General features: G+C 42.9%; 12 protein-coding genes. 11 read left to right on the forward strand and 1 reads right to left on the reverse strand.

What is annotated here, in order from left to right; genetic code table 11:
- The first annotated feature begins 11 nt into the window (after positions 1–11).
- The 11 genes from LEP1GSC058_RS01775 to LEP1GSC058_RS01825 all read left to right on the forward strand — a co-directional run bounded on the left by LEP1GSC058_RS01775 (position 12) and on the right by LEP1GSC058_RS01825 (position 15,836).
- Positions 12–341: an STAS domain-containing protein gene (locus LEP1GSC058_RS01775; protein WP_016547953.1), complete on the forward strand. Its 330-nt coding sequence runs from the start codon at positions 12–14 to the stop codon at positions 339–341.
- A gap of 237 nt (positions 342–578) precedes the next feature.
- Positions 579–2,231 (forward strand): acyl-CoA carboxylase subunit beta, encoded by a 1,653-nt coding sequence (locus LEP1GSC058_RS01780; RefSeq protein WP_039947911.1) that lies wholly within the window; start codon positions 579–581, stop codon positions 2,229–2,231.
- Between the two features lie 6 nt (positions 2,232–2,237).
- Positions 2,238–4,982, forward strand: coding sequence for an ATP-binding protein (locus LEP1GSC058_RS01785; RefSeq protein ID WP_039947912.1), 2,745 nt, complete (start codon positions 2,238–2,240; stop codon positions 4,980–4,982).
- Positions 4,983–5,416: 434 nt separating this feature from the next.
- Positions 5,417–7,966 (forward strand): chemotaxis protein CheW, encoded by a 2,550-nt coding sequence (locus LEP1GSC058_RS01790; RefSeq protein WP_016548253.1) that lies wholly within the window; start codon positions 5,417–5,419, stop codon positions 7,964–7,966.
- Positions 7,963–8,406: a chemotaxis protein CheW gene (locus tag LEP1GSC058_RS01795; protein WP_016547883.1), complete on the forward strand. Its 444-nt coding sequence runs from the start codon at positions 7,963–7,965 to the stop codon at positions 8,404–8,406. The genes LEP1GSC058_RS01790 and LEP1GSC058_RS01795 overlap by 4 nt, the downstream gene beginning before the upstream one ends.
- 10 nt (positions 8,407–8,416) lie before the next feature.
- Positions 8,417–10,030 (forward strand): methyl-accepting chemotaxis protein, encoded by a 1,614-nt coding sequence (locus tag LEP1GSC058_RS01800; RefSeq protein ID WP_016548160.1) that lies wholly within the window; start codon positions 8,417–8,419, stop codon positions 10,028–10,030.
- 5 nt (positions 10,031–10,035) lie between these two features.
- Positions 10,036–11,130, forward strand: coding sequence for a chemotaxis-specific protein-glutamate methyltransferase CheB (cheB, locus tag LEP1GSC058_RS01805; RefSeq protein ID WP_016548118.1), 1,095 nt, complete (start codon positions 10,036–10,038; stop codon positions 11,128–11,130).
- Positions 11,130–11,987: a CheR family methyltransferase gene (locus LEP1GSC058_RS01810; protein WP_016548041.1), complete on the forward strand. Its 858-nt coding sequence runs from the start codon at positions 11,130–11,132 to the stop codon at positions 11,985–11,987. The genes cheB and LEP1GSC058_RS01810 overlap by 1 nt, the downstream gene beginning before the upstream one ends.
- A gap of 1 nt (position 11,988) precedes the next feature.
- Positions 11,989–12,351, forward strand: a complete 363-nt coding sequence (locus LEP1GSC058_RS01815) for a response regulator (protein ID WP_016548102.1) — start codon at positions 11,989–11,991, stop codon at positions 12,349–12,351.
- A 1-nt stretch (position 12,352) separates the two neighbouring features.
- Complete coding sequence (locus LEP1GSC058_RS01820; RefSeq protein ID WP_016547889.1) at positions 12,353–13,693, forward strand: sensor histidine kinase; 1,341 nt, start codon at positions 12,353–12,355, stop codon at positions 13,691–13,693.
- Positions 13,659–15,836 (forward strand): DUF1577 domain-containing protein, encoded by a 2,178-nt coding sequence (locus LEP1GSC058_RS01825; RefSeq protein WP_016548235.1) that lies wholly within the window; start codon positions 13,659–13,661, stop codon positions 15,834–15,836. The genes LEP1GSC058_RS01820 and LEP1GSC058_RS01825 overlap by 35 nt, the downstream gene beginning before the upstream one ends.
- On the opposite strand, the gene ispH is transcribed toward LEP1GSC058_RS01825, so the two are convergent.
- Entirely contained in the window at positions 15,833–16,771 is a 939-nt protein-coding gene (gene ispH / locus LEP1GSC058_RS01830; RefSeq protein WP_039947915.1) for a 4-hydroxy-3-methylbut-2-enyl diphosphate reductase, read from the reverse strand. The two genes, LEP1GSC058_RS01825 and ispH, sit on opposite strands and share 4 nt — an antisense overlap.
- Positions 16,772–16,807 lie beyond the last annotated feature (36 nt).

A 16,807-nucleotide genomic window follows, 5' to 3' on the forward strand; every position in this document is an offset into this window, starting at 1 on the left:
GGTTGGAAAGAATGGAGCTCACGGTAGAAATAAAAGGGAATTCGCGCGTCGTTCATCTGATTGGAAATATGGATGTCCATAATACCCATAAGATCGAACAAGCGTTCATGGAGCATATTAACAAGGCAAAGGAATCGAATATCGTTCTCGACATGTCGAATGTTGAATTCGTTTCTTCAGCAGGGTTAAGAGTCATTGTAGCCTCGCTTCGCGTCTGCAAAGAAAGGGAAATTCAGCTTAAATTGGCCGCTTTGAGACCCGCAGTCCGCAAAGTTTTTGAAATCATCGATATGGATTCGCTTTTCAAAATCTACGATACGGTGGATTCATCCTTACAATAATCCGAAACCGAGCTTATTTCATATCCCGAAATCATCGGATCAGAAAGTAACAAAGCGACTCTTACCGAATACGTAGGAGTTCTTTCCTTTATTTTACGCTTTCCTCTCAGGCCTTTCTAGAAAAACTGTGTACCGGCACTCTCAAAGCCTCATTACCGACCTTCTTTAATAAGCGGCAGGAATGTTTTAGTCGGTTTTGGGATCGCCTTTTTTATTTCCCAGCGGACAGGACCAAGTATGTCGGAACCAACCTACTCCATGGAAAATCCCTTCCAAAATAAATCAGGAACGGATATCGAATCTCCTAAAGGCATTTACGAAGATGCCAATGCTATGGGCAAGGAGTTGCTAGAAAAACCTCTTCAGGGAGGCGGCACTGATCGAATTCTAGTACAGCACTCTAAATCGAGAATGACCGTTTGGGAAAGGATCAAAGTCCTAACCGAATCGGAACCGAATATACTTTACCAGAACTGGGGAAAGAACTTAGACGGCGCTTCGCTTGTCACCGGGATTCTTAATATTAACGGAAGGGACGTGGCCGTGTACGGCCATGATTTTACTCTTCGCGCCGGTTCAATGGATGCCACTAACGGTAGCAAATTAGCGAGATTAATTTATACGGCAGGGGAGCATGGCATTCCTTTAATCGGAATGAACGATTCGGCGGGTGCGTACGTTCCTGCCGGAGTCGGCGGTTTGGACGGATACTCCGAAGCGTTTACTGCGTTGCGGAAAATCAGCGGAGTAGTTCCGAGTATCATGCTCATGTTCGGATTCAATGCTGGGGGAGGATCCTATCTTCCTCGCCAAGGGTCTTTTATGATCCAGTCCGAGAATACGTTTTTTGGCCTCACCGGCCCGGGAGTCGTAAAATCGGTATTGGGAGAGGATATTTCCGCGGATGATCTAGGCGGACCGAAAGTCCACGGTCAAAGCGGGGTTGTCGATTTGGTAACGAACGACGAGCTCGGTTCCTTACGCACATCTCTCAGACTTCTATCGTATTTACCGGATAATAATTATAGTTTAGCTCCGTTTCATCCTACGTCAGATCCGACGGATCGTTTCATTTACGAGGAGGAAATCCTATTTCGGAAAACGTTCAATTCTCCCACCGGAATGAACACACCGTTCGATATCACTCTCTATATTCAGAATATCTGCGACCACGGACAATACTTCGAGATTCAACCTCAGCGTTCTAGAAACCTAATCACCGCATTCGGCAGAATCGGAGGCCATGTCGTAGGCTTTGTCGCAAATAATTCGGCAGTATCATCGGGTCAGATCGATATCGGAGCCGCTAGAAAAGGAACTAGGTTTATTCGTTTTTGCAACGTATATAATATTCCCGTAATTTTCTTAGAGGACACCACCGGTTTCTTACCGGGAAAAGATCAGGAACACCACGGAATCGTTTTAGAGGGGCGAAAACTTCTGGACTCAATCATCGATCTGCGCACGCCTCGATTGACGTTGATTATCCGAAATGCATTCGGGGGAGCATACGCTTCCTTTAATTCGTATCATACCGGAGCCAGTATGGTTTTTGCGTTACCTACCGCCAGAATTGCCGTCATGGGCCCCGCAGGAAAAGATTACGTCTATAAGGACGAGATGGCCGCTATTCATAAGGAATTCCAAGATAGCATTAAGAAAGGAATGCCTGAAAAAGAAGCATTGGCTGTACGAGATAAAAAATTCCAAGTCTTATCGCAGCAATATGAAAAGGAACTCATGAATCCTAAAGAAGCATTATCTCTGGGTTCGGTCTCCCGGATCGTTCTTCCGGGAACCACGAGAAGCATATTATTCCAAAATTTAGACTATCTAGTTCGCCACTATAAACCAGCCCCGATGTCCGGGCCACAAAGGGAGTTCGAATAGAAACCGATGATCGACTATCAAAATAGACGTATTAAATTTCACGAATCATCCTCCCCCTGGATCCGCTCATTCACACTCGAGTCGATCAAATGTTTGATCGTATGTCGAGGTCCAGTGCGGAAGGAAGCAATGGAGATTTTCGATCTGATCGGAATTCGAGAATATGGGATTCTTTTGTCCGAAAAGGACTCGGTCGTTTATCCGATGTCTTTGGCCCCCGAATTGAGAGGGTTTCGTTTTCCTTCCAATATCCATCGGGTTCCGGATTATATGGGAAGCGGAGCGGAAGAGAAAGCGGCTCGCATAAAACAAATTATTTCGATCGCGAAAGACAATCAGTATACGCATATATTCGCCGGATACGGCTTTATGGCGGAAGACGCAGAATTCATCGAAGCAATCGAGACAAGCGGTATTATCTTTATGGGCCCCTCCGCTCACGTTGCGCATCAAGCGGGTTCTAAAGACGAAGCTAAGAAGCTCGCAAGAAAATTAAACGTATCGGTAACGCCCGGAGTCGATACAATTTCCGCAACTTGTCTTCTAAAGAAAGCGAAGGATGCGAGCGCCTTAGAAGCGTTAGCGAAGCAAAAGGGAATTTCTTTTTCCTTTGATTCGTCAAAATCGCCGGAAGAAAATGCGGAAGCCCTACTGTATCTAGGCTATGATAAGATCGTAGAACTGGTCACGATTGCGGAATTGCAGGCGCAGGCCGAAATAGAATGTTCTAAGATTTGGGAAAAATACCCTTCCAATCGAATCCGCTTTAAATATGTCGGTGGGGGCGGAGGCAAGGGGCAACGAGTCGTCGCTAAACCGGACGAAGTCAAATCGGCAGTGCAAGAGATTTTATCCGAGTCGAAAGTAACCGCTCCCGGATCGAACCGAAACTTCTTGATCGAATTAAATATCGAGAAAACTCGCCATAATGAAATTCAGTTGATCGGCAACGGTCAATGGTGCGTGGCCTTGGGTGGAAGAGATTGTTCCGTCCAAATGCACGAACAAAAACTGTTAGAAATCTCTCTTACTCAGGAGTTATTGCAAAAAGAGATAGCGGCTGCCGAAAAAAAATCCTCGAAGAAAGCGGAGATTCTCAAAGCCGATTTGAAAGTTCTAAAAGAAATGGAAGAACAATCGGAACGTTTCGGTGAAGCGGTCCGGCTCAATAGCGTTTCCACGTTCGAGCTAATCGTAGAAGGTACGAATCACTTTTTCATGGAGATGAATACTAGAATTCAGGTGGAACATAGAGTCACTGAGATGGCTTACACCTTAAAATTCTTCAATCCGGAAAATAAGGCCGAATTCTTCGTCGTCGATAGTTTGATCGAAGCTATGGCTTTAATCTCTTTACACGGGAAACGATTGCCTAAGCCGGAGCGTACCGTCAGAAATATTTCGGGCGCCGAAGTACGTATCAATGCCACGAATAAAGCGATTCAACCTCATGCAGGCGGAATTATCCTTAACTGGTCGAAATCGTTACCGGAAGAAATTCGAGACGATCAAGGGATTTCGGTCCGAAATCCCGACACGGGCTTATTCGTCCATTACCGTGTAGCCGGAGCTTATGATTCGAATATTGCCCTATTGATCACGTATGGCAGTGATCGTGAGGATAATTTACGTAGATTGGGAAATATTCTTCGCAGGACGGAACTAAGAGGACAGGATCTACAGACGAATCTGATCGTTCATTACGGATTAATTAATTGGATTCTAGGTAAGGACGCTATGTTCAAACCTTCCACTGCATTTATGATTTCCTATCTAGCGGCGGTGGGGGCACTGGAAGTATTGTCTAAAGACATAGACTTGGAAGTCGCCTGGAAGAAATTACTGACCTCTGTTCCCGGAGATGGAAAGAAAACCCTCTCTAGAAAACTGACTCTTCTTACCCGTCCCGTCGGCGATTTGTTATCCGACGCTCATTTATTGGCGGGATTTTTAGGATACCATTTGGATTTTTCTTGGAAACTCGAAAAAGGAAACGTGATCTGGTTACGAAATCCATTATACGTTCTTGCGGATCTCTATACTTATCTGAATATGGAAGGCGAGCCTCATCAATCGCCATCCGAAAAGATCTGGGATCACGACGAAGATATTCTGAAAGCGGGTCTGGCATTCTATTCGGAGTTGGAAAAAAGAACCGGAACAAAAGCGGATTCCAACCATTGGGATGAATTCTTCGCTTCTACTAAGCCCCATGCCGGATTCGATGAGACGCTCTGGACAAAATCCATCGCTGCGCATAAAGGATTTCAAATCGGTTTGGAACTTTTGAAACTCATTCCGAACATCGGAAATCAATCCCGCTTCTATACTCTTACGATGGACGAAAATATGGAACCGGTCATCCCCGAGGAATTCAGAAAAGCGGAAACGAGAGATGCTCTCATTAAAGTTCTTGCCCCTCCGCCAAAAGCAAGCTCGGATGAGATCGTTTCTCCAATGGGGGGAATGTTCTACTCCAAAGAGTCTCCCGATCTTCCTCCGATGATTAAAGAGGGAGAACACTTTAAAGTAGGGCAACCGCTATTCATCGTAGAAGTAATGAAGATGTTCAATAAGATAACTGCACCGTTCTCAGGTACGATTAAAGAAATAATTCAGCAAGATAGTGACGGAAAAATCATTCAAAAAGGTCAAACTATCTTTAAGATCGTTCCCGACGAAGTCCTAAAAGTGGAAACTCCTCAAGAAATACAGGAAAGAAAGAATAAAGTGACTCTCTCTTTACTCTGAATCTCGCTTAAAAATCGCGTTAAAAAAAAAGGCCTCTTTGCCGATTCCTCATGGGATTGCAAAGGGGCCTTTTTCATTTATTTATGACAAGCTAAATTAATTCATTCCGATCAAAATTCGCCAGGAGCTAAAAAGCGTCAGAATGGCAATAAATTTTCGACAAGACTCCGCCAAGAGGCGTAGAATTTAAAGATAAATAATTAGAAAAGACTAATAAATACCTTCTTCACATAGTTTATAACTAAATATGTCCCATGAGGAAGATTGATAAAAATATACGCGGTTTTATTAGCCTTACTGTTGACAATATTTCATCAAATATGTTAAATTTTCATAAATGATAATATGCTGCTATATAATTTCAATATTCTATATATAGCAAAATACTATTTAACATATTGTGATTATCGAAATGAACCAGGAAGGAGGACCCCGTGGAGGTCGATTTAAAAGCATTATTGCATGATTTCCTCGCCGAATCGGCGGATTTACTCGATTCTGCGGAAGAAACCGCCCTTTCCTTGAAAAATGAATTTAGTCCGGAGTCCATCAATACCCTTTTTCGAGCCATACATACGATTAAAGGCAATTCGGGAATATTCGACTTTCCCGCTATTTCGTCCGTCTCTCATTCTCTGGAAAATTTATTGAATCAATGGAGAAGATCGAACAGTCCACCGGTAGAACATGACATTTCGCTCATATTAGAATGTTTGGATGAACTTAGGCTGCTACTTAGTAATGTTGATCTCTATAAGAATAGAAACGAAGACCATATTATTTCCCGAATAGATTCTAAATTATCCGATTCGAATTCGGCAACAAAAGAGGCTGGGGGCCTTTATCCTAATATTTCTTCCTCCGCAACGACGGCAGGCTCCGTCATTCCAGCAAACTCAAACCAGGCCAGCTATAACTCCAAAATCGTTATTCCCAAAAAGTATATAGAGCGAGCGCGAATCGAGAATCTATCGCTCTTCGTAGTCCGATTCAAGGCTTTCAACGAACAAACCTTAAGTCGCTGCAAGGAGGGCAATCCGTTTCAGCCCCTGGAAGAGAAAGCTTTGGTGCTCCAGTCCAATCTACTTGACCATTCCGAATCGGTTCGTAACGGGAACGGAAGAGGGGAAATCGATCATCTTGTCCTACTAAGTCGATTGCCCCAGAATACAATCAATGAAGAATGTGCTAGCTTAGGGTCCTTAAAGTCCGTTCAAATTCTCTTTCAGAGACAGGAAGATAACAAGAGCACTTCTATTAAGGAAACATACTTTGAATCGATCGGATCAAGGGAAGCAGAGACAAACGGGACAAAAACCCAGACGGAACTTGCCGATAACTATCTGAGAATTCCTCTAAATCTATTAGATCACCTGATTAATTTAGCCGGCGAGACCATTATAGTTCGAAACCAACTATTACAAAAAATGGAGGCGATCCAGGAACATTCTCTGCTCTCGACAGTCAGGAATCTTAGTCAATTAATCACTCTTTCGCAAGAAAGCATCATGAGGACTCGCTTGCAGAGGCTGGAAACCTTCTTTAAAAAAATTCCCAGACTGATTCACGACCTAGAAAGAACGACCAACAAGGATATCGAACTGCATCTGGACGGCGGCGACGTCGAACTAGACAAAACGATTATCGATACTATTTCGGATCCGATTACCCATATGATTCGTAACTCCGCGGATCATGGCTTGGAATCTCCCGAAGAAAGGAGTCGGCTAGGTAAGCCTAGAAAAGGACGGATCTATATTTCGGCTGCTCTAAGAGGGGGAAATGTCATTCTCCAGGTACGGGATGACGGGAGAGGATTTAACTACGATCGCATCCGTGAGAAGGCGATCGAAAAAGGTCTACTAACGATCGACGAAATTCATCGTAAAACGGACGGCGAACTCGCCGAATTAGTTTTCGTTCCCGGCTTTAGCACTTCCGAAACGGTTTCTTCCACCTCTGGTCGCGGAGTCGGAATGGACGTCGTTAAGATGAACTTTCAAAAAGCGGGCGGATCTGTCGCAATTTCGTCGGTAACCGGCTCGGGCACCACAATCACCGCTACCATTCCGCAAACTCTATCAATTCTAAACTGCCAGATGGTTCGAGCCGGCAGCAGTATGCTGTTCGCGATTCCCCAGCAAAATATAACCGAACTCTTGCTTCTAGATCCTAAATCCGTGTCTAGCGTGGAAAATAAACAGGTTTATCTCTTACGAGGTCATTTATTACCGATCATCGACCTGGACGAAATGCTAGATATTCCGAAGGACGATACATTAAAAAACAAATATATAGTGGCCGTTCATACGGAGAGACACTCCTTCGGGTTACTCATCACGGAAATAGAAAACCCCGAGGAGATAGTCGTGAAACCGCTTTCAAGAGCTTTGTCCGTATTGAACTTATATACGGGAGCGGCGATTTTAGGAGACGGAAACCTAGCGTTGATCTTGGATATTTCGGGTATCGCAAAATTCCTTAAGTTACAAAGTGCTTCGTTCGAGAATCGTACATCCGATTCTATAGGCGATAGAAAATCACAAAAACATTATTTATTATTCACCGTTCGAAACCAACTTTTCGGAATCGATAGCAAGGACGTGCAAAGGTTGGAAATATTCGATCCTGGAAAGGCCGAACGAATCTTAGACAGGGAAATCATTCAGTATCGCGAAGAAGTCGTCGAACTATGCCGATTGGAAAATTACTTCAATCTTTCAAAATCGGAAACACAAACGGGAAATGTCATGATTCTCTTTCGAATCAAAGGGATAAAAAAAGGTCTTGTTGTAAACGAAATTCATAACGTCATCGATGAGATCCCATCTTTCACAAAGAGTGAAGACGGTGAAAAGGGGATAATCGGAAGCGGAATTCTTTCGGGAGAAACCATCATAATAATCGATCCGACAATCTTATTGTCCGAATTATCCACCTCGCTTTTGTCCGTGGAAAAAGAAGCGGAAGTAGAGTTAAAATGAGGGAGGGCGGGTCTATTAAACAACTACTCTCCTTTACCTTAGCCGGAGAACTTTATGGAATCGCGTTAGAGGATTGTAAAGAAGTAGATCACAATAAAAACATATTAAAAGTTCCGCATTCTCCTCAACATGTCCTCGGAATCGTAAATTTAAGAGGAGATGTCGTCACAATCCTTAACTTAATGGCTTTGTTCGAAAAGGACTGGAACTATACCGAAAATAAGAGTTCTCTAATCCGCTTAAAAGGAAAGAAGGAATCCTTCGCCATTCTTGCCGACAGTATTTCGGACATCGTCGAGATTCCGGAAGAAAACTTAGAACCGTGCCCTTCTCACTTGAATGAGAAAGAAAGTAAATTTATCGACCATATTTCGATCATCAAGAGCGAAACAATCATAATCGTAAATCAACAAGAACTATTGCGAATAGCAGATGAATAAGGATTAGAAAATGTTGGGACTAACTTCACAAAAAAAGAACATCGAATCTGAAAGAAAGCAACTTTCAGTGACCGTAACCGACAAAGAAGTCATGATGATTGACGGTACTACTTTAGTATCGATGACGGACTTGAAAGGAAAAGTCACTTATGCCAACAAGGAATTTTTAGAGATAGCCGGATTAACGGAATCGGAACTGATCGATAAACCTCATAATGTAGTCCGACACCCCGACATTCCTCGCAGCGTATTCCAGGATTTTTGGTCCACAATACAAAGCGGAAAACCTTGGCGAGGAATCGTTAAGAACAGAAGTAAAAATGGGGATCACTATTGGGTTGATGCAAACGTCGCGCCTAAATTTGAGAACGGCGCCATTGTCGGGTATATGTCCGTAAGGAGAAAACCGACTCGTAAGCAAGTCGATGAGGCGGCAAAACTTTATAAAGATATATTATCCGGAGTAAAGAAATTTCCGGCAACGAATTCTAAGAAGCTTTCCATTAGACTTAAATTATTATCGTCAGTTTTCGTAAGCTCTCTCGTTATTGCGGCATTGGTAATCTTACCTCATTTCGGAATCCTTCCGATTTATTCCTATCTTTTAGCTTCGGTAACGATCCTTTTTCAATGCACGATAGCTCCTTATTTCCTTAGTTATAGCATTTTAAAACCGATCCAGAACGCTAGCAATATAGCCAACCGAATTGCAAGTGGAGACCTTTCCGTTAATATTTCGCATAATCGAAACGATGAAATCGGTGAATTGGAAAAATCGATACTCAACATGTTGATCAATACCGCCGCCTTAATCTCTAGATTGAAAGAAAACGGAAATATTCTCTTTCAATCTTCCAGCGATCTTTCCGGTGCTAGTTTGAATTTGTCTTCCGGCATCGAGCAGATGTCTCAACAGTCCCAAACGATCGCAGCCGCCGCCACTCAGATGAATCAGAACCTAAATATGATCACAAGTTCGATCGAGGAAATGTCCGTTTCGGTGGGTGAAGTCGCAAAGAAAGCAGCCGATTCGGCAAAAATCGCGAGAGAAGCGAACAGTACGGCTCTCGAAACGGGCGGAGTCGTAAAAGAGTTAGGCGATAATGCTCGCGAAATCGGCAACGTAATCGAGAGCATTTCAAACATTGCGGCTCAAACCAAATTATTAGCGCTAAATGCCGCAATCGAAGCGGCTGGAGCGGGCGAGGCAGGCAGAGGATTTGCGGTCGTGGCTTCGGAAGTTAAGGAATTAGCTAGGCAATCGGCGGAATCATCGGAAGAAATCAAAAGTAAGATCTCGGCCATTCAAAAAAGCACTGAAAAAGTCACAGAATCGATCGGAAAAATCACTTCCGTCATCGCCGAAGTAAACCAGATCAGCGGTAGCATCGCCTCCGCCGTAGAAGAACAATCCATCACGACCAAGGAGATAGCGGCTAACGTTAGCCAGACATCCGTGACTTCCAACGATGTAACTAAAAACATCAATGGTATTTCTACGGCTTCGTTAGATGGAGCGAAAGAATCGAACAACGTATCGAATCTTGCAAAATCGCTGCAATCCTTAGCCGAAGTTCTAACTACGTTAGTCGCTCAATTTAAAATTTCAAACTCGGCTAATTGAAATAAATGGGCATGACGAAAATGGCGGAACCGATGAATCAAAAAAAGAGAATAACCGTCTTTGCCGTGGATGATTCTCTCATTTATCGGAATTTGCTTCGATCCGCGATCACGAGCGAGCCGGAATTCGAATTTTTAGGGGCCGCCATCGACGGAAAATTCGCCTTGCCTAAGATAAGTTACTTAAAGCCAGATTTCGTAGTAATGGACGTCGAAATGCCGCAAATGAACGGTTTGGATACTCTAGCGGAAATTAAAAAGAATAATCCGGAAACTCGAGTCATTATGTTCAGCTCTCTCACATCCGAGGGAGCAAAAACAACGTTACAAGCATTAGATATGGGTGCGTTGGATTTCGTCGCTAAACCCTCACACACAACGGAAGGGAGCGTCGATATAACCGAAACGCTCGGACTATTATCCGACAAGATCAAAACTATTTACGCGCAAGAGTCACAGCGATTTCAAGACCGTAAAATCGGAAAGCTCCACGGCGAATCGAATTTAAAACTTAAGAAAAAATACAATATTTGCGGGATCGGAATATCAACGGGTGGCCCGGTTGCCTTGCGAGAACTCGTCTCGAAGTTAAAACCGAATTTAAGAGGGATTATTGTAATAGCGCAACATATGCCGCCTCGATTCACGAAATATTTAGCGGAAAATCTTGCCGCAATCGGCGATTTCAAAGTAAAAGAAGTGTCGAACGAAGAAATTTTGGAAGAGGGATCCATCTATATAGCTCCGGGCGGTATGCAATTGGAATTAGTAAGGGATAAACGTGGAGTGGTCGGAAAGGTTTATCCGGGACCGTTAGAGGAATTATGCAAGCCTTCGGTGAATATTCTCTTCAAATCCTTGGCAGAGAATTTCCCGAACGAATCAATGGCGGTGATCATGACAGGAATGGGTGAGGACGGATATCTAGGAATGAAGAAAATGAAAGAAAGCGGAGCTTACCTGATCGCACAAAGCAGAGAAACATGTCTCGTTTTCGGTATGCCGAATAAGCCTGTGAAAGAAGGGATCGTCGACGAAGTATTAAGCATCGATTCGATTGCGGAAAGAATTTCAAGTTTTCTATCCAAGGATTTGGCCTAATGAGTGAAGAAATTTTAAAATTTATGAGCGCATTAAAAAAAGATACGGGGCTTTCCTTAAACGAGGAGAAAATCTATCTGATCGAGAGTAGACTTTCGGGATTGATGGAGGATTATAAAATGTCCTCCTATCAAGAATTAACGGATCGATTTCAAAATCATTCTGATCAAGAATTCCGCGAAAAGGTAATCGATAGAATTACGACGCATGAAACCAAATTCTTTCGCGATGATGGACTCTTCGAGGCGCTTGTCTCCAGAATTATTCCCGAGCTATTAGAGCAGCGCGCCCTATCCAACAGGAATCCATCCGGGCATTACTTGAAAATATGGTGTGCCGCGTGCTCGACAGGACAGGAACCTTACTCGATCGCAATGGAAATTAAAGAAAAGACGCCTGAAATCTTTAAGAAAACCAGAATTTTAGCCACGGATATCGCTTACGATACTCTCTTAAAGGCAAAGAGCGGAATCTATAGCAATTTTGAAATTAGCCGCGGACTCGAACCGAAGTATCTTAATAAATATTTTACTAAAATTTCGGATACAGAATATCAAATCAACGACGAGATAAAATCGATCGTGGAATTTAAATATCAAAATTTAATCTCGGACGATTTCCCGACGGGCTTCGATCTAATTCTATGTAGGAACGTCTCGTACTACTTCGATCATGACGATCGAAAAAAATTATTCAAAAAGATCGAAAAATCGATGAATCCCGATAGCTTTCTTATTCTTGGCTCGGCGGAATCCATCACGGATTACACATCCACGTTCATAGTACGCGAATTCGGAAAATTTCGTTACTACGAATTAAATCCAACAAATGTAACATTCTTTTCGAAAGGAGCTTGAGATGGCTACAGCAAAAATTCTAGCGGTCGACGATTCGGCTACGATGAGGAGTCTCGTGCAACAAACTCTCGGGTTGGGGGGTTACGAAGTTATTCTCGCCGTCAACGGTAGGGAAGGGATGGAGAAACTCGATTTAGAACCGGTGGATCTGGTGATCACCGACATCAATATGCCGGTGATGGACGGAATTTCATTTATCAAGGAAGTCAGAAAAAAGAATCAAACCATTCCGATCCTGACTCTAACCACCGAATCGGAAGAAGATATTAAACGACAAGGCGCCGAGGCGGGCGCAAACGGCTGGATCATTAAACCGTTTCGCCCAGTCCAGTTTTTAGACATTATCAAACAAGTTCTCCATTAATATGAATACCGCCGAAGAAAATAAATCCGAAACGATCGTTCCGTTACAACCGTCGACGAATATCATCCACGCAAGCGGCTTTGAAATTCCAGAAATGTTATACAGTGAGATATCGAAACTCGGTCAGACACGATTGATTTCGACCGTCTTATTCGAAGAAACGATAGAAAAATGCATAAATTTTCAGCCGCAGATAATTTTACTCGATTTGGATCTCATTCGCCCTGATTTGAATTCGAATTTGAAATTATTACGTAGGCTGTGTTCGGACGCGCTCGTTATCCTGATAGTTCCAAACAATCAATCGATAGGAGAGCTGAGTCATGTCGATTGGATCTGGTCCTATATTAAACGCGATAAACTTCAGGAAAATCTAAAGGATCGAATTTCGGAGGCATTGCAATTCATTAAGGAAAACTCCGACCGCATTCAATTAGGAAGCAGAAGGAACGAAAATCTTTCTTCCGAGCTCGAATGGCTGATTTGGAAGGAATCGCTATCCGGTATCACGGAATTGGAGCTAGGCAAGGGAATTCTCACGAGTCTAACTCGAAGCATGTTTCAGGGGCTGGGAATCGGTTCATTAGTCGGTCAACTGGATTTATGCGAATTTTTTATGCAGGAAGACAATGGAGTCGTACGAATCCCTGAAAAATTACTCTCAGTCGTCATTAACACTAAAAATCTATTAAGAGATAGAATCGAAAAAATAGAATATTTTAAGACATATTTGGATCGTTCCATCGAAAAACAGACGATGAATTCCTCGGACCTTAGGGCTTACATAGAGGAAATAATACAAACACTTAACCCGTTACTTGAAATAAAAAATCAATCCATCGTAATTATGAACGAATTCGAATCCGTCGATTTGATCTGTAATCGAGATTTCCTGCATTTTTCCATAACCGAAATTCTTGTGAATGCTATGAAATTTTCTCCGGATAATTCGGAGATCGTGGTCTCCTTTGTCAAAAGCGACGATAACTGTAGCCTTTTGTTCAAGAACGATGTTAGTTCCTTCATCGAAGGGGGTTCCGGAATTCCGGACGAATATTATTACAAAGTATTCGAACCTTTTTTCCGACTCAATAATCTTTACGACGAACGATTCTATTCCAACGAATTAGGAATGGGAATAGGATTGAATGTAGTTAGAAATTTAGCAAAGCAAATCGACTGCAGGACTTACCTATATGAAATTAAAAAAGGGAATACGGAAGATAAAACGCGAAGGGTGGCAATCGAATTAAAGTTCAAATTGGTTTCTTTAAAAAAGGAAAAAAAATCTTTGAGGATTTACGAAGATGGGAAGATCAGAAAAACGCATACACCTTTTTAAGGAAGACATCTACGTAACTAATTTCAAATCGAGCGAATTGTCGGAGAATCAGGGGGAAGACGCCGAAAAATCCCTATATCTAAAGAATTTATTCGAAAAATATTCGAGGATGCTGCAAAAAACCCCCGTCGGCACCGTTTCAATCGATTTCTTTCGGGCCGAGCAGGAGGAGCGATTTCGTTCAGTAGCAGCCGTCGGAAAAACTTTGCTATTACCCGATACGTCTGACAGAAATTCATATTCGCTTAACGATCCCAACTTGCTCAACTATTCATCGACGGTAAATGAAAGTGTATCCGCGGCAATGGATCGCTATTTATCTGCGAGGATTTCTTCCGAGCTGATTATTCCGATCCTCGTTCAAGACGGGGAATCGGGTAGGAAGCCGCTTGCCTATATTCATGTAGTAGCCGCCGAGCAACATTTTACGAAAGAAACAGCAGGCGAACTTGAATCTATTGCGGTTGAAATTTCCCAAAATATAGAGGAATGGAGTCGGGAAAAAATATCGCAAAGATTCATCGTTAGCGACCTTTCACAGAACGGAATCGGATTCGAGATTCCTTCCGCCGTTTCAAAGGATAATTTAAGTCGCTTTAGAAAGTACGCATTTAAACTCACTTTACCCAACCAAAGACCGTTTATTTTGGAGGGAACTTTGAGGTGGTGGGCAAAATCGGAAAACGGAAATATGAACGTCGGATTGAAACTCGAGCGGAAGGATCGGGATGAAATAGAAAAACATAGATTCGATATCTCGATAAAGCACCTTGAAAAATTGCTCGATAAATCGGACTCCCATTTGACGGAGTCAGGAGCCCGATCTCGCACCTCAGATAAGATGAATTCTTCCAGTTCTCTCTTATACATCGATCCGGATCCCTATTTCTCAAAGCGAGCAAATGAACTATTTAAGAACGAAGAATTAATGATCATTTTCGCCGATTCTTTAACGGAGGGATTGGTACAATGTGCAAAATGGTCTCCCGCAGTAGTCGTGACGGAGATCGAATCCGATAAGATTCACGTCATAGATTATCTGAAAGCTTTGCGAAAGATTTCTCCCGGAAGCCTGATTATAACGTATTCGAAAATGGAACACACAACGCTGAGCCTTAGCTCGTTCAATTGGATATGGGCCCAACTATTGAAGAAAAAGCAGGAAAAACAATTATTGGAATCCGTAAAGAACGCCCTAAGTTGGTATAAAGAGAAGATCCGCAATTATCAAAGCGTTCTTCTGGATGAAAAGAATCTATCGGGAGAAATCGATTGGTTACTCTGGAAGGACTATCAAAGAAATTCCGATCAGATGACGGTGGGAAAGAATATTCTAAATAGTATTTCTCATAGTTCTTCCCAGGGTATCGGTCTAGGCTCCTTGCTTACCTATCTAGACCTAGCCGAATTTGCCCTTAAAAAGGACGGTACCGATTGCCTGATTCCGAAGGACTTGATGAAATCAATCCTCGAAAACAAAAACATGATGAGGAGCTGGACAGAAAAATTGGATAAGTTAAAAAGCTTATTCGATTTGAAAGTCGTCCCCGAAACGTTGGATATCGTAGAAGTTCAATCGATCGTCAATAAGACCATCGCCGATTTACACCAAACGGCAAAAATAAAGAATAATCATATTATCTTTATGGATAAACGTCTAGAATACAAAGTAAAATGTAACCGGAAATTCCTTACCTTTTCGATCAAAGAAATTCTAGTAAATGCGATGAAATTTTCTCCGGAGCATTCGAAAATACAAATCATAATGTATCCGGAGGGTTCCATGTTAAACATCGATATCATCAATGAGATCGAAGTCGACAAAAGCGGGATTCGCGGGATTCCGAAACAGTATTCGGAGAGACTATTCGAGCCTTTTTTCAGAATGAATCATACGTATGACGAGCGGTTTCAAGAAGCGGATTTCGGTTTCGGGATCGGCTTGAATTTAGTGCAGAACCTGGCGAAACAAATCGATAATATCGTGAGAATATCCGAAATAAAAGATTATTCTAGCGCGGAACTAGCAAACAAAATAGCGACCGAAATACAATTACCGATTCTTTCAAGGCGGGGAGAACCGAACATTACCGAAGAGGATATTAGTAGGACGCATATCGTAAACAGCAGCCAAAGAGATTAATTGAGTAATTTCGCGGGAAGTTTAAAGCTCATGGAATCCTCTCTGGATTCGGGAAAAAGCTGCACGTTTACGTCCGGGTAGAAGTGACGCAGTTTCTCGATAATCTCATCCACTAAAATCTGCGGAGTTGAAGCTCCGGCGGTAATTCCAAGGGTGTTAATTCGATTGTTTATTAAATATTCCTTATTCAAATCGTCCGCCGACGTGACTTTAAACGAAGCAGGTTTGGACTTTTGCGCCAATTGCAATAACCGCAACGAGTTGGAACTATTATCCGCGCCGATTACCAACATTGCATCGATTGAATCCATCATTTGTGCGACCGCTTCTTGGCGCTCCGTCGTTGCGTAACATATATCGTCTTTCGCCGGATGTTCGACTGTCGGGAACAATTCGGCTATTTTCTTAACGATCAGCTGAGTATCGGCGACCGATAAGGTTGTTTGCATTAAATACGTGATCGGATTTTCCCGATTGATTTTCTCAACGAGCTTTTCCACATCCTCCGGAGATTCCACTAGAAACATCTGTGCTTCACCCATGGTTCCGATCGCTTCGTCGTGTCCTTGGTGACCGATATAAATAATCTGGTAATCTTCCTTATATCTTCTAGCTTTCCTATGAACTCTTGTCACTAACGGACAGGTCGCGTCGCCGATCTGCATATTCCTAAGTTTAGCATCCTCCACGACTGCCGGCGAGACTCCATGAGCGGAAAAAATCACCGTCGCTCCGTCGGGCGCCTCGTCCAGTTCGCTTATGAAACGAATTCCTCGCTTTTTCATATCTTCGACAACGCGCCGGTTGTGGACGATCTCCTTTCGAACATAAATCTGCTCGGAGGATTGCGCTTGTACTTGCTCCACATACGAAATTGCGTATTTTACACCCGCGCAAAAACCTCTGGGATTGGCTAAGTAAATGGTCTGAAGCATACTCGTTTCAGCATGTACGAGACTTCCACTTGGGGC

It is taken from the genome of Leptospira fainei serovar Hurstbridge str. BUT 6 (genome assembly GCF_000306235.2).
Classification (GTDB): Bacteria; Spirochaetota; Leptospiria; order Leptospirales; family Leptospiraceae; genus Leptospira_B; species Leptospira_B fainei.